We start from the raw sequence: 21,905 nt of genomic DNA on the forward strand, positions 1-21,905 counted from the left end.
GATTTCCGCTTGCCTGTCAGCGTTGGTGATGGTCCGGTGCCGATTGGTCGGCCGTTCTGGAACACGCAGGTCTTTGTGCTCGATTCGGGGTTGCGGCCTGTTCCTGTCGGGGTGGTCGGGGAGTTGTACGTGTCGGGTGTGGTGTTGGCTCGGGGGTATCTGCGTCGGCCGGGGTTGACGGCGGAGCGTTTTGTGGCGTGTCCGTTCGGTGTCGGGGTGCGGATGTATCGCACGGGTGATCTGGTGCGGTGGCGTGCTGATGGGCAGCTTGAGTATGTCGGTCGGGTTGATGATCAGGTCAAGGTTCGTGGTCATCGGGTCGAACTCGGGGAGGTCGAGGCCGCGCTTCTGGCGCATGTGGACGCCGCGGTGGTGGTCGTCCGGGACGGCCGGCTCGTCGGCTATGTCGTCGGTGCCGCTGAGCCGGACGTGTTGCGTAACACCCTCGCCGCCACTCTGCCCGAGCACATGGTTCCCGCCGCGATCGTCGTCCTGCCGCGGATCCCGTTGACCCCGCACGGCAAACTCGACCGCAAGGCCCTGCCAGCACCCGAGCGGACCACCACATCGTCCCGTGCCCCGCGCACCGCGCGCGAGGAAGTGTTGTGCGAGCTGTTCGCCGACGTGCTCGGCGTCCCCGAGATCGGCATCGACGACGACTTCTTCCACCTCGGTGGCCACTCGCTCCTCGCCACCAGGCTCGCCACCCGGATCCGCGCCGCGCTCGGCGTCGAACTGCCGCTGCGGGCCGTGTTCGACGCGCCCACCGTCAACCGCCTGTCCCGGCTGCTCGACACCACCGGTCCCGGCCGCGCGGGCGTGCGGCCACGCCCGCGACCCGACCGGCTGCCGCTGTCCTACGCGCAGCGCGGCCTCTGGTTCCTCAGCAGGCTGGAGGAAACCACCACCACCTACAACATGCCGGTCTCACTGCGGCTCACCGGCGCGCTGGACCGCGACGCGCTGCGTGCGGCCCTCGGCGACGTGGTCGCCAGGCACGAAAGCCTGCGGACCGTCTTCGCCGAGGACGCCGACGGGCCCCACCAGGTCGTGCTGCCCGAGGCGACCCCCGAACTGCGGGTCGTGCCCGTCGACGACGAGACCGCGCTCGCGGCCGAACTCCGCGCGGCCGTCGGCCACGAGTTCGACCTGACCGCGGACCCGCCGATCCGCGCCTGGCTGTACGCGCTCGCCCCCGACGAACACGTGCTGCTGGTGCTCGTCCACCACATCGCCTGCGACGGCTGGTCCATGCCGCTGCTCGCCCGCGACCTCACCGCCGCCTACGCCGCCCGTGCCGCCGGTGCCGCACCCGACTGGGCCGCGCCCCCGGTGCAGTACGCCGACTACACGCTGTGGCAGCAGGAGGTCCTCGGTTCGGAGTCCGATCCGGACAGTGCCATCTCCGCGCAACTGGACTACTGGCGCGCCACGCTGGCGGGCCTGCCGGAGGAGGTGCGTCTGCCCACCGACCGGCCGCGGCCCGCCCGGCCGAGCAACGCGGGCGGCGCCGCCGACTTCGAGATCCCCGCCGGCCTGCACGCCGCGCTCGTCGAGCTGGCCCGCAAGCGCAACGTCAGCCCGTTCATGGTCGTGCAGGCCGCCGTCGCCGTGCTGCTGTCCGCGCTCGGCGCGGGTGAGGACATCCCCGTCGGCATTCCGATCGCGGGTCGCACCGACGACGCCGTCACCGACCTCGTCGGGTTCTTCCTCAACACGCTCGTGCTGCGCACCGACCTGTCCGGCGACCCCACGTTCGCCGAACTGCTCGACCGCGTCCGGGAAACCGACCTCGCCGCCTACGACCACCAGGACATCCCGTTCGAACGGCTCGTCGAACTGCTCAACCCGAAACGCGTGCCCGGCAGACACCCGCTGTTCCAGGTGCGCCTCGTGTTCAACAACATCGACCAGCAGGAGGCCGTCGAGGCACTCGACGCCATCCCGGGCCTCGTGGTCGGCCCGGCACCGGTCGGTGCGAACGCCGCCAAGTTCGACCTGCTGTTCCGGTTCCTCGAACGACGGGGCGACAACGGCAGCCCGGCCGGGATCCGCGGCGCACTCGAGTTCAGCGCGGACCTGTTCGACCCCGAGACCGCGGCGGCCATCACCGAACAGCTCACCACCGTGCTCGCGGTCGCGGTGTCCACACCGGACACCCGGGTCAGCGGCATCGACCCGGTCGGGCCCGCCGAACGCACCCGGGTCACCAGCACGTGGAACGACACCGGCCGCCCGGTCGAGGGCGCGTCGCTGGTGCGGCAGTTCGAGGACGTCGTCGCCAGGCAACCGGACGCACCGGCGGTCGAGTCGTTGTCGTACGCGGAGCTGAACGCGCGGGCGAACCGGTTCGCGCGATCGTTGGCGGCGTCCGGCGTCGCGTCCGGTGACCTCGTCGGGCTGGTGCTGCCGGCTTCGGTCGAGCTGGTCGTGGCGATGCTGGGGGTGTTGAAGGCCGGTGCGGCCTACCTGCCCGTCGATCCGGCGTACCCGGCCGACCGGATCGCCGCGGTGCTGGCCGACGCGAAGCCGGTGACCGTCGTCGACGACCCGGCCGCCGTGACCGTCGACGGGCCTGCGGAGAACCTCGACGTGGCCATCGATCCGCGCTCGCCCGCGTATGTGATCTACACGTCGGGTTCGACGGGGACGCCGAAGGGTGTGGTGGTCGAGCACCGGTCGCTCGCCGCGTACGTGACGCGAGCCAAGGCCGAGTATCCGGCGGTGTCCGGGCTGTCGCTCGTGCACACGTCGTTCTCCTTCGACCTGACGGTGACGGCGTTGTGGTCGCCGTTGGTGGCGGGCGGGACGATCGCCATCGGCCGCTTGGCGGACAGCACGGTCAGGCCGACGTTCATGAAGGTCACCCCGAGCCATCTGCCGCTGTTGGAGGCGTTGCCGGACGAGTCGTCACCGTCGCGGACGCTGATCATCGGAGGTGAGGCGCTGCGGGGAGAGGCGCTTCGGTCCTGGCGCGAGCGGTTCCCGGAGGTCGAGGTGATCAACGCCTACGGGCCGACCGAGGCGACGGTCAACTGCACCGACTTCCGGCTTCCCGCGCGGGTTGACGACGGGCCGGTGCCGATTGGCACGCCGTTCTGGAACACCCAGGTCTACGTCCTGGACTCCGCCCTGCGGCCTGCCCCTGTCGGGGTCGCCGGGGAACTCTACGTCGCCGGCGCCGCACTGGCGCGCGGCTACCTCAACCGGCCGGGCCGCACCGCGGAGCGGTTCGTCGCGAGTCCGTTCGGTGCCGGGGCGCGGATGTACCGCACCGGCGACCTCGCCCGGTGGCGGGCACGGGGCGAGCTGGAGTACGTGGGCCGCGCCGACGACCAGGTCAAGATCCGCGGCCACCGCGTCGAGCCCGGTGAGATCGAGGCCGCCCTCCGCGCCGACGACACGGTCACGTCCGCCGCCGTCGTCCTCCGCGAGGACCGGCCCGGCGACCAGCGGCTCACCGCGTACGTCACCGGCGCCGCCGTGGACACCGGCGCGCTGCGGGCCACGCTCGCCGCCACCCTGCCCGAGTACATGGTCCCGGCCGCGATCATCGTGCTGCCCGCGCTGCCGCTCACCGCCCACGGCAAGCTCGACCGCCGCGCGCTGCCCGCGCCCGAGGCGGACCCGGCCGAGGACGCGGTGGCGCACCGGGCCCGCGGCCCGCGCGAGGACATCCTGCGCGGGCTGTTCGCCGACGTGCTCGGCCTGGCCGAGGTCGGCCCCGACGACGACTTCTTCGACCTCGGCGGGCACTCCCTGCTCGCCATCCGCCTGCTCAGCCGGATCAAAGCCGTCCTCGGTGTCCGGCTCGGCATCCGCCAGGTGTTCGAGACACCGACCGCGGCCGCGCTCGCCGCCGCCACGGGCACCGGCAGCGGCAGCGGTACCGCGCTCACCGCCCGACCCAGGCCCGACCGGATCCCGGTCTCCTTCGGCCAGCGCAGGCTGTGGTTCCTCAACCGGTTCGAGCGGTCCGCCACCTACAATACGCCGATCTCGTTGCGGCTGCGCGGAACGCTCGACCGCACGGCGCTCACGCACGCCCTCGCCGACCTCGTCGCCAGGCACGAGAGCCTGCGGACCGTCTTCGCCGAGGACGCCGACGGCCCGCACCAGGTCGTGGTGCCCGACGCGGCCCCCGAACTGCGGGTCGTGCCCGTCGACGGCGAGGACGACCTCGCCGCCCGCCTGCGCACCGCGGTGGCGCACCCGTTCGACCTCACCCGGCCGCCCGTGCGGGTCTGGCTGTTCGACCTCGGCGCCGACGAGCACGTGCTGCTGGTGCTCGTCCACCACATCGCCTGCGACGGCTGGTCCATGCCGCTGCTCGCCCGCGACCTCACCACCGCCTACACCGCCCGCGTCGCGGGCACCGCCCCGGCGTGGCCGCCGCTGCCCGTCCAGTACGCGGACTACACGCTCTGGCAACAGGAAACCCTCGGCGCCGAGTCCGATCCGGACAGTGCCATCGCCGCACAGCTGGCCTACTGGACCGACCGGCTGGCGGACCTGCCGGACGAACTGCGGCTGCCCGCCGACCGCCCCCGCCCCGCCCGCGCCTCGCACCGCGGCGGTCGCGTCGAACTCACCATCCCCGACGACGTCAGCACCCGGGTGCGGGAGGTCGCGAGGGCGCACCACGTCAGCACCTTCATGGTCGTGCGGGCCGCGGTGGCCGTGCTCCTCGCCCGGCTGGGCGCGGGCACGGACATCCCGATCGGTTCGCCGGTCGCGGGCCGCACCGACAGCGCACTCGACGACCTCGTCGGGTTCTTCGTCAACACGCTCGTGCTGCGCACCGACCTGTCCGGCAACCCGACGTTCGCCGAGCTGCTCGACCGCGTCCGGGCCGGCGACCTCGCGGCGCACGAACACCAGGACGTGCCGTTCGAGCGGCTCGTCGAGGTGCTCAACCCGCCGAGGTCCCTGGCCAGGCACCCGCTGTTCCAGGTGATGCTCACGTGGAACAACCACGACCGAGGCGCCGCGGCGGAAGCCGTCTCCGGGTTGCCAGGGCTCGCCGTCACCTGGCAGCCGCCCGGCAGCTCGATCGCCCGCTTCGACCTGCTGTTCGGCCTCGTCGACCACGGCTCGGCCGACCGGTCCCGGGTCGGCCTGTCCGGCGTGCTCGAGTACAGCGCCGACCTGTTCGACCGGGACACCGCGCAGGCGATCGCGGACCGGTTCGTGCGGGTGCTGACCGCGGTGGTCGACCGGCCAAGCACCGCGATCGACGACGTCGACGTGCTCACCGCCGGCGAACGCACCCGCCTGCTGACGACCGTCAACGACACCGCGGCCGACCGGCCCGCGCTGTCCCTGCCCCGGCTCGTCGAGCGGCACGTGGCGAGCGGTGCGGTCGCCGTCGAGGCGGACGGTCAGGCACTGACCTACGCCGAGCTGAACGCGCGGGCCAACCGGCTCGCCCGCGTCCTCGTCGGACACGGCGCCGGCCCCGAGCGGGTGGTCGCGGTCGCGCTGCCCCGCTCCGCGGACCTGGTCGTCGCACTCCTGGCGGTCCTCAAAACCGGTGCCGCCTACCTGCCCGTCGACCTGGAGTACCCGCGGGAGCGGATCGGGTACATGCTCGCCGACGCGCGCCCCCTGCTCGTCGTGACCACCGGGGACGTGCTGGCCGGCACCCACCCGAGGGTGTCGCTCGACGAGCCCGGCCTGCTCGCCGGGATCGACGACACCGACCTCCGCGACGACGAACTCCCCTCGGCACCGCACCCGGCGAACCCGGCGTACCTGATCTACACGTCCGGCTCCACCGGCAGACCGAAGGGCGTCGCCATGCCGGCCGGGGCCCTCGCCAATCTCGTGCACTGGCACGCGGGAGCGATCCCCGGCGGCTCCCGGGTCGTGCAGTACACCGCGGTCAGCTTCGACGTGTCCGTGCAGGAGATCCTCGCGGCACTCGCGCACGGCAAGACCCTCGTCGTGTGCCCGGAGGACGTCCGCCGCGACCCGGCCGCGCTCGTGCGCTGGCTCGCCGAGCACGAGATCGCCGAGCTGTACGCGCCGAACGTGGTGGTCGACGCCGTGGTCTCGGCGGCAGCCGACGCGGGCGAGGACCTCCCCGCACTGCGGGACGTCGCGCAGGCGGGAGAGGCGCTGGTGCTCGGCGAGCACGTGCGTGCCTTCTTCGCCGCCGTGCCGGACCGCGTGCTGCACAACCACTACGGCCCCGCCGAGACGCACGTGGTGACCGCGCACACGCTGCCAGCCGACGTCACCGACTGGCCCGCGCGCGCACCCATCGGCACACCCGTGACCAACGCCGCGGTCTACGTGCTCGACGAACGGCTTGCGCCGGTGGCGCCGGGTGTCGCGGGTGAGCTGTACATCGCGGGTGACTGCCTCGCCCGCGGCTACCTCGGCCGCCCCGGCCTGACCGCGGAACGGTTCGTCGCCAACCCCTTCACGCCAGGGGCGCGGCTGTACCGGACCGGTGACCTGGCCCGGTGGCACCGCGACGGACACCTCGACTACCTCGGCCGAGGCGACGACCAGGTCAAGGTCCTCGGCGTCCGCGTCGAACCCGGTGAGGTCGAGGCGGCGATCGCGGCGCACCCCGGCGTGCGCCAGTGCGCGGTCGCGGCACACGCCGACCCGAGCGGCACCCGGCGACTGGTCGCCTACCTCGTCACCGACGGGTCCACAATGGACGTAGGGGTGCTGCGGACGGCACTGCGCGACACCCTGCCCCCGCAGCTCGTCCCGTCGGTGTTCACCGTCCTGCCCGCGCTGCCGACCACCCCCAGCGGCAAGCTCGACCGCCGCGCGCTGCCCGCGCCCGCCGACACCGGGCAGACCGGCCGCCCGCCCCACACGCCGCAGGAGGAGGTCCTGTGCGAGCTGTTCGCGGACGTGCTCGACCGGGACGCCGTCGGAGTGCTCGACGACTTCTTCGCACTCGGCGGGCACTCACTGCTCGCCACCCGGCTGGTCAACCGGATCCGCGCGGTGCTCGGCGCCGACCTGACCGTGCGCGAGTTGTTCGAGGCACCCACCCCGGCCGCCACGGCCGAACGGGTCGCCGCGGCGCCGCACCGCGCCGCGATCACCCCGGGGCCGAGGCCGGACCGCATCCCGGTCTCGTACGCCCAGCGCAGGCTGTGGTTCCTCAGCAGGCTCGACGAGCGCAGCCCCGGCTACAACATCCCGGTCGCCGTGCGGCTGACCGGCGACCTGGACGTCGACGCGCTCACCGCGGCGCTCGCCGACGTGGTCGACCGCCACGAGGCACTGCGCACGGTCTTCGGCGAGGACGCGGACGGCCCGTTCCAGCGCGTGCTCCCGGAATTCCGGCCGGTCCTGACGACCGCCACCGGCACGGCGGAGGACCTGGACGAGCGGCTGCGTGCGGCCGCGCGGCAGGGCTTCGACCTGACCGCCGAGCCGCCGCTGCGGGCGCACCTGGTCGAGCTGCCGGGCGACGAGCAGGTGATGCTGCTGGTCCTGCACCACATCGTCGCCGACGGCTGGTCGCTGCGCCCGCTCGCCCGCGACCTCGCCACCGCCTACGCGGCCCGGCGGAACGGGCTCGCCCCGCGGTGGGCGCCGCTGCCCGTCCAGTACGCGGACTACACGCTCTGGCAACGGGACGTGCTCGGCGCGGCGGACGACCCCGACAGCCCGTTCGGCGCACAGCTCAGGAACTGGGTGTCCACCCTGGACGGGCTGCCCGACCAGCTCGACCTGCCCACCGACCGGCCGCGGCCGGCCGTGGCGACCCACCGAGGCGACTTCGTGGCGTTCACCGTGGCGGAACCGGTGCGGCGGCGCCTGCACGCGATCGCGCGTGCGGCCGGGGCGAGCATGTTCATGGTCGTCCACGCGGCACTCGCCACCCTGCTGCACCGGCTCGGCGCGGGCACCGACATCCCCGTCGGCACCCCGGTCGCCGGGCGTGTCGACGAGTCGCTGACCGACGTGGTCGGCCTGTTCGTCAACACGCTCGTGCTGCGGGCCGACCTGTCCGGCGACCCGACGTTCACCGAGCTGCTCGCGCGGGTGCGTGCCACCGACCTCGCCGCCTACGCCAACCAGGACGTGCCGTTCGAGCGGCTGGTGGAGGTGCTCAACCCGACCCGCTCGATGGCCCGCCACCCGCTGTTCCAGACCATGCTCACCTGGCACGGCGGCGACGGCACCAGCGGGCGGGTCACCACCGGTCCGGACACCGTCGCGCAGGACGTCCACACCGGCGTCGCGCGGTTCGACCTGTCGTTCGCGTTCCACGAGGGCGCCGACGGGTTGCGCGGTGCGCTCGGCTACAGCGTCGACCTGTTCGACCGCACCACCGCGCAGGCCATCGCCGAACGGCTGGTGCGGGTGTTCGAGACCGTCGCCGAGGCACCCGACCGCCCCGTCGGGCAGGTCGACGTCCTGTCGGCGGCGGAACGCGACGCGCTCGCCTCGGCCAGGCGCGCCACCACGCACCCGGTGCCCGAGGTGACCCTGCTGGAGTTGGTCGAAGCCCAGATCGCCAGCACACCGGACCACGTCGCGGTGTCGTGCGCCGACGGGGAACTCACCTTCGCGGAGCTGGACGCGGCGGCGGGCAGCCTCGCCGCGCGGCTGGTCACCAGGGGCGCCGGGCCGGAGCGGGTGGTCGCGATCGCGCTGCCGCGCGGCCTCGACCTCGCCGTCGCGCTGGTGGCCGTGCTCAAGACCGGCGCGGCCTACCTGCCGATCGACGTCGACCACCCGCGCGAACGGGTCCGGTTCGTCCTCGACGACGCCCGGCCGTCCGCGGTGGTCACCACGACCGCGTTCGCCGACCTGGTCGGCACCGGCGCGATCCTGCTCGACGAGGGCACCGATCCCGCCGCCCCCGTCGCGGGCACGCCCTGCCACCCGGACAACCCCGCGTACGTGATCTACACGTCCGGGTCCACCGGCACGCCGAAGGGCACCGCGGTCACGCACCGGGCCATCGTCAACCGGCTGCTGTGGATGCGGGACCGGTACGAGATCACCGGCGCCGACCGCGTGCTGCAGAAGACGTCGACCGGCTTCGACGTGTCCGTGTGGGAGCTGTTCCTGCCGCTGATCACGGGCGCGCGGCTGGTCCTCGCCCGGCCAGACGGCCACCGCGACCCGGCCTACCTCGCCGGGATCATCCGCGCCGAGGCGATCACCACCGTCCACTTCGTACCGTCGATGCTGCGGGAGTTCCTCGACGAACCCGCCGCCGCGGCCTGCACGTCGCTGCGGCACGTGATCTGCAGCGGTGAGGCGCTGCCAGCCGACCTCGCGGCCCGCGCCGCGGCCGTGCTCCCGGTCGGGCCGGAGAACCTCTACGGCCCCACCGAGGCCGCGGTCGATGTGACGTCCTGGTCCTACCGGCCGGGCGCGACGTCGGTCCCGATCGGCACACCCGTCTGGAACACCGCCGTCCACGTGCTGGACCGGCACCTCAACCCGGTGCCACCGGGGGTGACCGGCGAACTGCACCTCTCCGGTGTCCAGCTCGCCCGCTGCTACGTCGGCCGTGCCGGGCTCACCGCCGAACGGTTCGTCGCCGACCCGTTCGGCGCGCCGGGGGAGCGGATGTACCGCACCGGTGACCTCGCGCGCCTGCGTGCCGACGGCGTCGTCGAGTACGTGGGCCGCGCCGACCGGCAGGTGAAGCTGCGCGGGTTCCGCGTCGAGCTGGACGAGATCACCACCGTGTTGGCCGGACACCCGGCCGTCAGCCGGTGCGCGGTGACCGTGCGCGAGGACCGCGCGGGAGACCAGCGGCTGGTGGCCTACGTGGTCGCGGACGTGCTCGACCAGGCCGCCCTGCGCAAGCACCTCGCCGCCGTCCTGCCCGACTACATGGTGCCCGCCGTGTTCGTCCGGCTGGACCGGCTTCCCCTGTCCGCCAACGGGAAGCTCGACGAGCGTGCCCTGCCCGCACCCGCCGACCGGGCCGGTGCGACGACCACCAGGGCGCCGCGCTCGCCGGAGGAGGAGATCGTCTGCGGGCTGTTCGCCGACGTGCTCGGCGTGCCCGCCGTCGGCATCGACGAGTCGTTCTTCGACCTCGGCGGCCACTCGCTGCTCGTGACCAGGCTGGTGAACCGGATCCGCGGCACCTTCGGCGTCGAACTGGCCGTGCGGACCGTGTTCGCCGCGCCGACCGTCGCCGAGCTGGTCGCCGAGCTGACCCGGCGCGGCGAGCGCCGTCCCGCCCTCGTCGCGCGTGGCCGGCCCGAGCGGGTACCGGTCTCGTACGCGCAGCGGCGGCTGTGGTTCCTCCACGAACTCGAGGGCGGGCAACCGAACTACAACGCGCCCGTCGCGCTGCGCGTCACCGGGGAGGTCGACCCGACCGCGCTCCGTGCGGCACTGCGTGACCTCGCCGAACGGCACGAGCCACTGCGGACGGTCTTCGCGACCGACCCCGACGGGCCGGTGCAGATCGTGCTGCCGGTCACCGGCCCCCCGCTTGAGGTCGTCCGCACCACCGAGAGCGCGCTGCCCGGTGACCTGCACCGGGCGACGCGGCACGTGTTCGACCTCGCGGAGGAACCCCCGCTGCGGGCGTGGCTGTTCGAACTGGACGGTGACGAACAGGTCCTGCTGCTGCTGTCCCACCACATCGCCACCGACGCCTGGTCGATGCCGCTGCTCGTCCGCGACCTCGCCGAGGCGTACGCGGCACGCGCCCGGGGCGAGGCGCCTGGCTGGGCGCCGCTGCCGGTGCAGTACGCGGACTACAGCCTGTGGCAGCGCGAGGTGCTCGGCGCGGAGGACGACGAGGATGGCGAGCTGGCGAGGCAGCTGGTCCACTGGCGGACCGCGCTCGCCGGGATGCCGGAGGAGCTGCCCCTGCCCGCCGACCGGCCGCGGCCGTCGACGTCGACGCACCGCGGCGGCACCGTGACCTTCGCGGTGCCCGCCGAGGTGCACGCCGCGCTCGCCGATCTGGCTGGCGCCCGGCGGGCGAGCCTGTTCATGGTCGTGCAGGCAGGCATCGCCGTGCTGCTGCACCGCCTCGGTGCGGGCACCGACATCCCGGTCGGCACCGCGATCGCCGGCCGCGCCGACACCGCCGTGGAGGACCTCGTCGGGTTCTTCGTCAACACCGTGGTGCTGCGCAACGACCTGGCGGGCGACCCCACGTTCGCCGAACTGGTCGAGCGCGTCCGCGAGACCGACCTCGCCGCGTACGCCAACCAGGACCTGCCGTTCGAGCGGCTGGTGGAGGAGCTGAACCCGGCGCGGTCCATGTCCAGGCACCCGCTCTTCCAGATCATGCTGACCTGGCACAACACCGACCGGCAGGCGATGGCCGACGCGGCGGAGCTGGCCGGGATGCCCGTCCGGCTGGAGCCCGTGCCGGGTGGCGGCGCCAAGTTCGACCTGGCGTTCGCGTTCGGTGAGCGGCGCGGCGACAGCGGTGCCCCCGCGGGCATCGCGGGGTCGCTGGAGTTCAGCGCCGACCTGTTCGACCGGGCGACCGCCGAGCAGCTGGTGGCGCGGTTGCTGCGGGTGCTGGCCGCGGTCGCCGAGGACGCGGACACCCGGGTCGGCGCGGTCGAGGTGATCGACGCGGAGGAACGCGCCCGCGTGCTCCACGGGTGGAACGACACCGCGGCCCGGATCCGGCCCGGTTCGCTCGTCGACTGGTTCGAGGAGAGCGCCGCGCGGCACCCGGACGCCGCCGCCGTCGTGCACGGCCAGGACGTGGTGTCCTACCGCGACCTCAACGTGCGGGCCAACCGGTTCGCCAGGGAACTGGTGCGCCGGGGTGTCGGGCCGGAGCGGCTGGTCGCGCTCGCGCTGCCGCGGTCGGTGGACATGGTCGTCGCGGTGCTGGCCGTGCTCAAGTCCGGAGCCGGGTACGTGCCGGTCGACCCCGACCACCCGGCCGACCGGATCGCCTACCTGCTGGCCGACTCGCGGCCGTCGGTGCTCGTGGCCGGCCCGGGGGTGTCCGTTCCGGATGCCGACGTGCCGCGGCTCGCGCTCACCGACGGCCAGCACGCCGACGGGAACCTGACCGACGCCGACCGCACGGCCGCGCTGTCGCCCGACGCGGTGGCGTACGTGATCTACACGTCCGGGTCGACCGGGCGGCCGAAGGGTGTCGCCGTCGCGCACCGCGCTGTCGTCAACTACCTGGCCGCGAGCGTGCAGACGTACCCGAGCGTCGCGGGCACCGCGGTGCTGCACTCGTCGCTGTCGTTCGACCTGACCGTCACCGGCCTGTTCGCGCCGCTGATGGTGGGCGGCACGGTCTGGCTCGCGGATCTGGTGGACGTCGTCGACAACGGGCTCGCCGCGCCGCCGCTCAACCTGCGGGCCACGTTCCTCAAGGCCACCCCGAGCCACCTCGCGCTCGTCGGACAGCTGCCGGAACGGCTCGTGCCGACCGGTGACCTCGTGCTGGGTGGCGAGTCGCTGCTCGGCAGCGCGGTGCGGGCCTTCCTCGCCGAGCACCCGGGGACCAGGGTGCGCAACGAGTACGGCCCCACGGAGACGACGGTCGGCTGCACCACGCTCACCGCGGACCGCGAGAGCGCGGGCGCGCTGCCGGACGGCGTGCTCGCGCTCGGCGTGCCCATGCGCAACACCCGCATGTACGTGCTGGACGCCGCGTTGCGGCCGGTGCCGCCGGGTGTGGTCGGCGAGCTGTACATCGCGGGCGCGCAGCTGGCCCGCGGCTACGTGCACAACCCGGCACTGTCCGCCGCCCGGTTCGTGGCGGACCCGCACGGGGCGCCCGGCGAGCGCATGTACCGCTCCGGCGACCTCGGCCGGTGGCGCGCCGACGGCGTGCTCGAGTTCGCGGGCCGCGTGGACGACCAGGTCAAGGTCCGCGGCTACCGGATCGAACTCGGCGAGGTCGAGGCCGCGCTGCGCGGCGTGCCGGGGATCGCGAACGCGGCCGCCGCGGTGCGCGAGGACCGGCCGGGTGACCGGCGGCTCGTCGGGTACGTCGTACCGGCGGGCGACGCGCCGCGACCGGAGGAGGTGCGGGCCGCGCTGGCGTCCGTGCTGCCCGACTACGCGGTGCCCACCACGGTGGTCGTCGTCGACGCGATCCCGTTGACCGGCAACGGCAAGCTCGACCAGAAGGCGCTGCCCGCGCCGGAGCACGCGGTGTCGTCGCAGGCACCGCGCACCCCGGTCGAGGAACTGCTCGGTGAGCTGTTCGCCGATGTGCTCGGCGTCGACGGGGTCGGTGTGGACGACCGGTTCTTCGACCTCGGCGGCGACAGCATCCTCGCGATCCAGCTGGCGAGCCGGGCCCGCAGGCGCGGTCTCACCGTGTCGCCTCGGGACGTGTTCGAGCACCAGACCGTCGCCGGGCTCGCCACCCTGGTGGGCACGGTCGCCGCGGCGCAGACCGAGGCCGATGACGGAGTCGGCCCGGTGCCGCTGACCCCGATCGTGCACTGGCTCGCCGAACGCGGCGGCCCGATCGGCACCTTCACCCAGTCGGTGGTGCTCCAGGTGCCCGCCGGCGCCGAGAAGCAGCGGCTGGTCCGGGCGCTGCAGGCGGTGCTCGACCGGCACGACGCGCTGCGGCTGCGGCTGACCACCGACACGGGCAGGTGGGCACTCGACGTCGGCGCACCGGGCTCGGTGCCCGCCACCGACTGCCTGCGCCGGGTTCCGGCCGACGCCGACCTGGCGGCCGAGGTGGAGCAGGCCCGGCGTGCCCTCGAACCGGGGGACCGGCGGATGGTCCGGGCCGTCTGGTTCGACGGCGGCGCCGCCGTCCCCGGCCGCCTGCTGCTGATCGTGCACCACCTCGCCGTGGACGGCGTGTCCTGGCGCATCCTCTCCGGTGACCTCGCCGAGGCGTTCGAGGCGGACACGCCGGACCTGGCGCCCGTCGCGACCTCGTTGCGCGGCTGGGCGCGCAGGCTCACCGAGCACGCGGCCACCCGCAGGCCGGAGCTGGACTTCTGGACCGGCACGCTCCGCTCGGCCGAACCGCCGTTCGGCGGCAGGCCCCTGTCCCGGGAGCGCGACACCGTCGCCACCCGGCGCGGGCTGTCGCTGTCGCTGCCCGCCGACGTCACCAACGCGTTGCTGACCGAGGTGCCCGCCGCGTTCCACGCGGAGGTCAACGACGTGCTGCTGAGCGCGTTCTCGTTCGCCGCCGGCACGTGGGCCAGGGACCGGTGGGCCGCACGGGACACCAGCGTGCTGGTCGACCTCGAAGGCCACGGCCGCGAGGAACACGCCGTCGGCGGCGGCGACCTGTCCCGGACCGTCGGCTGGTTCACCGCGATCCACCCGGTCCGCCTCGACCCCGGCGCCGTGGACACCGCAGCGGTCCTGCGCGGCGGCCCGGCCGCGGGCGCGCTGGTCAAGCGGATCAAGGAGCAGCTGCGGGCGGTCCCGGACAAGGGCATCGGGTACGGCCTGCTGCGCTACCTCGACCCGGAGACCGCGCCCGTGCTCGCGGTCCTGCCCCAGCCGCAGCTGGCGTTCAACTACCTCGGCCGGTTCACCACCGGCACGACGCACAGCACCGCCGACTGGGCGATCGTGCCGGGCGCGGGCACCGGCGGCGGCCAGGACCCGGCGATGCCGCTCGCCCACGCCGTGGAGCTGAACGCGGTGGCGCACAACGAACCCGGCGGCCCCCCGGTGCTGCGGGCCAACTGGGGCTGGGCCGGCGCGCTGCTGTCCGAAGAGGACGTGCGGGAGCTGGCCGATGGCTGGTTCCGCGTCCTGCGCGCACTCGTCACCCACGTCGACGAGACCGACGCGGGTGGCTTCACCCCGTCGGACCTGCCGCTGCTGTCCCTGAGCCAGGACGCGATCGACCGCCTCGAAGGCGACTGGAGGAACTCATGACCACCCGGTCCCGGCTGCAGGACGTGCTGCCGCTGTCCCCGTTGCAGGAAGGACTGCTGTTCCACCACCTGTACGACACCTCGGCGCTGGACGTCTACAACTCGCAGATGGCCTTCGACCTCGAGGGTCAGCTCGACCTCGCCGCGCTGCGGGCGGCCGCCGGGGAACTGGTGCGCCGCCACCCGAATCTGCGTGCCTCGTTCCGGCACGACGGGCTCGACCAGCCGGTGCAGCTGATCCCGCGCGAGGTGCCCCTCGACTGGGCCGAGTTCGACGTCTCCGGCCTGCCCGACGCGGAACGCGCCGAGGAGGTGGCACGGCTGCTCGACGCCGACCGGCGCCGCCGTTTCGACCTGGCCCGGCCACCGCTGCTGCGGTTCACCGTGATCAAGGTGGCCGCCGACCGCTGCCACTTCGTCATGACCAACCACCACATCCTGTTCGACGGCTGGTCGCGGCCGGTGCTGGTGCGTGAGCTGCTGGAGCTGTACGGCGGCCGGGGTGACGCGCTGCCGAGGCCGCGTCCGTTCCGCGACTTCCTCGTGTGGCTGAAGGGCCAGGACCGCGAACGGGCGCGGGCGGCGTGGCGGGACGCGCTCAGCGGTCTGTCCGGGCCGACCAGGGTGGCACCGGCGACGCGTTCGTCGGTGGAACCGGAGAACGTGCTCACGGCACTGTCCGAAGAGGACACCGCGGCCCTGGTCGCGGCGGCGCGGCGGCGCGGGCTGACCGTCAACACCCTCGTCCAGGGCGCGTGGGCGCTGGTGCTGTCCGCGCTGACCGGGCGCGACGACGTGGTGTTCGGCGTGACCGTGTCCGGCCGGCCGCCGGAGCTGCCCGGCGTGGAGACCATGGTCGGGCTGTTCATCAACACCGTGCCCGCACGCGTGCGGCTGCGTGCCTCCGAACCGCTCGTGCACATGCTCGCCCGCACCCAGCGGGAACAGGCCGCGCTGCTGTCCTGCCACCACCTCGGGCTCACCGAGGTGCAGGGGATCGCGGGCCACGGCGAGCTGTTCGACACGAAGATGGTCTTCGAGAACTACCCGCTCGACGGCGGCGGCTCCGGCACCCCGGCGCCCCACCGGCCGGTCCGGGTCAACGGGGTGCGCAACCGGGAGGGCACCCACTACCCGCTCGACCTCGTCGCGTCGCTGCCCGGGCAGGCGCTGCGGTTCCGGCTCGACTACCGGCCGGACCTGTTCGACGCGACCGCCGCCCGCGCGGTGCTCGACCGGGTGGTGCGTGTGCTGCGCGTGGTCGTCGACGCGCCGGAGACCCCGGTCGGCCGAGTCGGGGTGCGCACCGCCGAGGAGACGGACCTCGCCGTCCGGTTCGGCAACGAGACCGCACGCGACGTGCCGGAGCGGTCGGTCGTCGAACTGTTCGAGGACCAGGTGCGCCGCGCCGGGGCCGCGCCCGCGGTCGCACACGGGACGACCGCGCTCACCTACGCCGACCTCAACGCCCGCGCCAACCGGCTGGCCAGGCACCTCGTCGGGCTCGGCGCGGGTCCGGAGCGGCTCGTCGCCGTGGCCGTGCCGCGCTCGGTGGACCTGGTCGTCGCGCTGTTCGCCGTGCTCAAGGCGGGTGCCGCGTACCTGCCGATCGAACCAGACCACCCGGCCGAGCGGATCGCGTTCGTGTTCGCCGACGCGCGGCCGTGCCTGACGCTCACCACCACCGCGCTGGCCGACGGCCTCCCCGACGATGTGCCGAGGGTGCTGGTCGACACCGACCCCGCCGGTGACAACGCCGAGCACGACCTGTCCGATGTGGACTGCGCAGGGCCGAGGTTCGGGTCCGCGCCCGCCTACGTCATCTACACGTCCGGCTCGACCGGAAGACCCAAGGGGGTGGTGATCGAGCACCGGTCGCTCGGCGCCTACCTGCAGTGGGCCCGCGACGCCTACCCGAGCGCCTCGGGCACCACGCTCGTGCACTCGCCCATCTCCTTCGACCTCACCGTCACCGGGCTCTACACGGCGCTGGTGAGCGGGGGCTGTGCCCAGCTCGCCGAGCTGACGACCGGCGAGGCCGTGCCGAGGCGCCCCACGTTCCTCAAGGGCACGCCCAGCGTCCTCGGCGTCCTCGACGCCGTGGCCGACGACGCGTTGCCGACCGGCACGCTCATGCTCGGCGGTGAGCTGCTGCTCGGCTCGGCGCTCAGGCAGTTCCGGCGCCGCTGCCCGGACGCGGAGGTGTTCAACGTCTACGGCGCCACCGAGGCGACGGTGAACTCCGTGCAGCACCGCGTCGCGCCGGGCGAGCCCGTGCCGGACGGCGCGCTGCCGGTCGGCTTCCCGTTCTGGAACACGCGGATCGTCCTGCTGGACCCGTTCCTGCGACCGGTGCCCGTGGGGATCGCGGGCGAGGCGTACATCTGCGGCACCGGCCTGGCCCGCGGCTACCTGAACCGCGCCGGGCTCACCGCGGAGCGGTTCGTCGCCGACCCGTTCGGCGCGCCGGGGGAGCGGATGTACCGCACCGGCGACCAGCTCCGCCGACTGCCCGACGGCGCGCTGGAGTTCGTCGGCCGGGTGGACGGCCAGGTGAAGGTGCGTGGCTACCGGATCGAGCTGGGTGAGATCGAGGCGGTGCTCGCCGAGCACCCCGACGTGGTCCGCGCGCTGGTGGTGGTGCGCGAGGACCAGCGTGACGACAAGCGGATCGTCGCCTACGTGGTCGGTGCCGCGCCCGACCCGGACGACGTCCGAGCCCACGCGGCGGCGTCCCTGCCCGCGTACATGGTGCCGAGCGCGGTCGTGCCGCTGGCCGAGTTCCCGTTGACCCCCAACGGCAAGGTCGACCGCGCCGCGCTGCCGGAACCCGAGCACGAGGCGGTGGCGGCGGGCCGCCAGCCGCGCAGCCCGCAGGAGGAGATCATCCGCGGGCTGTTCGCCGAGGTGCTGCGGCGCCCGCAGGTCGGCGTCGACGACGACTTCTTCGTGCTGGGCGGGCATTCCCTGCTCGCGACGCGGCTGGTGAGCAGGGTGCGTTCGGTGCTCGGCGCCGAGCTGCGCATCCGCGACCTGTTCGAGTCACCCACGCCGGCGGGGCTCGCGCGGCGGCTGGCGGACAGCACTAGGCCCCGCGTCACCGCGCGGCCCCGGCCGGAGCGGCTGCCGCTGTCGTTCGCCCAGCAGCGGCTGTGGTTCCTCAACCGGCTGGAAGGGCCGACCGCGACCTACAACATCCCGACCGCGCTGCGGCTCACCGGCCCGCTCGACGTGGCCGCGCTGGCCGCCGCGGTCGACGATCTCGTCGCCCGGCACGAGACGCTCCGCACGGTCTTCCCCTCGGACGAGGACGGTCCGCACCAGGTGATCACCGCCGGCGGCGCGGGGCTGGTGGTGACCGACACCCCGGCCGCCGACCTGGACCGCGTGCTGGGGGAGCAGGCGAACCGCGGGTTCGACCTCACCACCGAGGTGCCGCTGCGGGCGTGGCTGCACCGGGTCGGGCCGGACGAGCACGTGCTGCTGCTGGTCGTCCACCACATCGCGGGCGACGCGTGGTCGCGCAAGCCGCTGGCCGACGACCTGGTCCGCGCCTACGCCGCCCGCCGCGACGGCGCCGCGCCCGACCTGCCGCCACTGCCCGTGCAGTACGCGGACTACACGCTGTGGCAACGCGAGGTGCTCGGCGGCGAGGACGACCGGGACAGCGCGATCTCCCGCCAGCTGGCGCACTGGACGACCGCGCTGGCCGGGCTGCCGGAGCAGATCACGCTGCCCGCCGACCGGCCACGGCCACGCGTCACCTCGTTCCTCGGTGACCAGGTCAACTTCGAGGTGCCCGCCGACCTGCACGCCCGCCTGGCCGACCTGGCGCGCGACCACCGGGTGAGCCTGTTCATGGTCGTGCAGGCGGCGTTCGCCGCGCTGCTGTCCGGGATGGGCGCGGGGGAGGACATCCCCATCGGCACCCCGATCGCGGGCCGCACCGACGACGCGCTCGACAATCTCGTCGGGTTCTTCGTCAACACGCTCGTGCTGCGCACCGACCTGTCCGGCGACCCGACGTTCGCCGACCTGCTCGGCCGGGTGCGGGAGACCAACCTCGCGGCCTACGCCAACCAGGACGTGCCGTTCGAGCGGCTGGTCGAGGTGCTCAACCCGGTCCGCTCCACCGCGCGCAACCCGCTGTTCCAGGTCATGCTGGCGTTCAACAACGCCACCGAGCACGGCCCGGTCGCCGAGCGGCACCGGATCCGCGAACTCACCGTGAGCGGCTACCGCACCAGCACCGGGGTGTCCCGGTTCGACCTGCTGCTGTTCGCGCAGGACCGGTACCACCCGGACGGCTCACCCGCCGGGCTGAGCGCCGCCTTCGAGTACAGCACCGAGCTGTTCGACCGGGCGACCGTCGAGGGGCTGATCACCCGCCTCGACCGGCTGCTGCGGCAGGCCGTGGACGCGCCCGGGCGCAGGCTCGGCTCGTTCGACCTGCTCGACGCGGCCGAACGGGCCGCGCTGACCGCGGACTGGCGCGACGCCGCCGGTGTGCCCGACGAGCCGCTCGCCGGCCTGTTCGCCGCCCAGGTGCGCCGCACCCCGGACGCACCCGCGGTCGAGGACGGGCCGGCGGTCGTGACGTACGCCGAACTCGACGCGGCCGCCAACCGGCTGGCGCGGCTGTTGATCGGCCGCCGCGCCGGTCCCGAGACCGTGGTGGCGATCGCGCTGCCCCGCTCGGCGCGGTTCGTCGAGGCGATGGTGGCGGTCGCGAAGGCGGGTGCCGCCTACCTGCCCGTCGACCCCGGCTACCCGGCCGAGCGGATCGCGTTCATGCTCGCCGACGCGCGGCCCGCGCTCGTGCTGACCGACACCGCGACCGCGACCGCGCTGCCGCCGGTGGCCGCCGAGGTCGTGCTGCTCGACGAACCGGGGCTCACCGACGGCGTGCGGGACCACGCGGTGGACGACGCCGAACGCACGGCGTCGCTGACCGCGGCGCACCCGGCGTACGTGATCTACACGTCCGGGTCGACCGGCCGGCCCAAGGGCGTGGTGATGCCCGGCACCGGCATGGCGAACCTGCTGCCCTGGCAGAGCCGCGAGCTGGCCGGCCCCGGCGCCCGAACCGCGCAGTTCACCGCCGTCAGCTTCGACGTGTCCACACAGGAGATCCTGTCCGCGCTGCTGTTCGGCAAGACGCTGGTGATCGTCCCCGAGGACGTCCGGCGGGACGCGCGCGCGCTCGCGGAATGGCTGGCGGACCACCGGATCACCGAGCTGTTCGCGCCGAACCTGGTGATCGACGCCGTGTGCGAGGCCGCGACCGCGCACGGCATCGACCTCGCCGCGCTGACGCACGTCGCGCAGGCGGGCGAGGCGCTCACGCTGTCGCGGCACGTGCGGGAGTTCTTCGCCGCCCGCCCGCGCGTGCTCGTCAACCACTACGGCCCGACCGAGACCCACCTCGCCACGAGCACCGCGCTGCCCCGGGACGTGGCGGACTGGCCGGACACCCCGGCCATCGGCGTGCCGATCGCCAACACCTCCGGGTACCTGCTCGACGCGGTGCTGCGGCCGGTGCCGCCCGGTGTGCCCGGCGAGCTGTACCTCGCGGGTGCCGGGCTCGCGCGCGGCTACCTCGACCGGCCGGGCCTGACCGCGGAACGGTTCGTGGCGAACCCGTTCGGCGCGCCGGGAGAACGGCTGTACCGCACCGGTGACCTGGTGCGGCGCGACCGGGCGGGCGAGCTGCACTACCTCGGCCGCGTCGACCGCCAGGTGAAGCTGCGCGGGTTCCGGATCGAACCCGGCGAGGTCGAGGCGGCGCTCACCACGCATCCCGCGGTCACCCGCGCCGCGGTCACCGCGCGCACCGACCGGCCGGGCGGCACCCGGCTGGTGGCCTACGTGGTCACCGCGGAGGAGGTCGAGCCGGCGTTGCTGCGCAAGCACGTCGCCGGGCTGCTGCCGGACCACATGGTCCCCGCCGTCGTCGTTCGGCTGCCCGCGCTGCCGCTGACCGCCAACGGGAAGCTCGACGTCGCCGCGCTGCCCGTGCCGGACCGCGACGCGGACCCGGCGGCGCGGCCGCCGAGCGGCCCGTACGAGGAGGTCCTGTGTGGACTGTTCGCCGAGGTGCTCGGCCTGCCGTCGGTCGGCGTCAACGAGGACTTCTTCGAACTCGGCGGGCACTCGTTCGCCGCGACCAGGCTCGTCGAGCGGATCAGCTCCGCGATCGGCGTGCGGGTCGGGGTGCGTGTGGTGTTCGAGGCGCCGACCGTCGCCGGCATGGCCGAGCTGATCGCCGAGGACCGCACCGACGCCACGTTCGCCCCGCTGCTGCCGTTGCGGGTGCGGGGCGGCAGACGGCCGCTGTTCTGCGCGCCGCCCGCGGCGGGGGTGAGCTGGTGCTACGCGGGCCTGCTCAACCACATCGGCGCGGACGTGCCGCTCTACGGCCTGCAGGTGGTGGCCGGCCAGGCACCCGCCTCGATCGAGGAGATGGCGGCCCGGTTCCGCGACCTGGTGAAGGAGGTGCAGCCGGACGGTCCCTACCGGTTGCTCGGCTGGTCGTTCGGCGGTCAGGTCGCACACGCGACTGCGACCGCGCTGCGGGACGGCGGTGACGAGGTCGAGCTGCTGGCACTCGTCGACGCCTACCCGCCCACCAGGCACGTCCCGGTCACCGACGGCTCGGACGTGCTGGCCCGGCTGCTGGACCGGGCCGGGCTCGCCGAGGACGGCGGAAAGTTCCCGCTGGCCGGGTTCCGGGAGCTGTTGCTGGCCGAGGGCAACGGCATGAGCACCCTCGACGACGCGGAGCTGCTCGCGATCAAGGACACCTACGTCAACAACGTGTTGCTGATGCGCGCGTTCACCCCGCGGGTGTTCGACGGGGACCTGGTGCTGTTCAAGGCGGTGCGCGAGGAGTCCACACCGGACAGTCCACGCGACCCGCACGCGTGGCGGGCGCACGTCACCGGCGCGGTCGAGCGCCACGACGTCGACGCCCGGCACGGGGAGATGATGACCGGCCGCGCCGCGGTGGCCGCCGTCGGCGCGGTGCTCGCCCGCCGGCTCGGCGAGCTGGACAACCCCGGTGCGGGCATGGAGAACGAGGAGTGA

The 21,905-nt window shown here is 74.0% G+C and carries 2 protein-coding genes; both read left to right on the forward strand.

Annotated features, from left to right (window positions below; translation table 11 throughout):
- The coding region (locus LX83_RS19850) for an amino acid adenylation domain-containing protein (protein ID WP_407649625.1) at nucleotides 1-14,820 on the forward strand (14,820 nt) is incomplete at its 5' end.
- Nucleotides 14,817-21,905, forward strand: coding sequence for a non-ribosomal peptide synthetase (locus LX83_RS19855; protein WP_253773569.1), 7,089 nt, complete (start codon nucleotides 14,817-14,819; stop codon nucleotides 21,903-21,905). The genes LX83_RS19850 and LX83_RS19855, both read left to right, overlap by 4 nt.

It is taken from the genome of Goodfellowiella coeruleoviolacea, from assembly GCF_024171785.1.
GTDB lineage: Bacteria > Actinomycetota > Actinomycetes > Mycobacteriales > Pseudonocardiaceae > Goodfellowiella > Goodfellowiella coeruleoviolacea.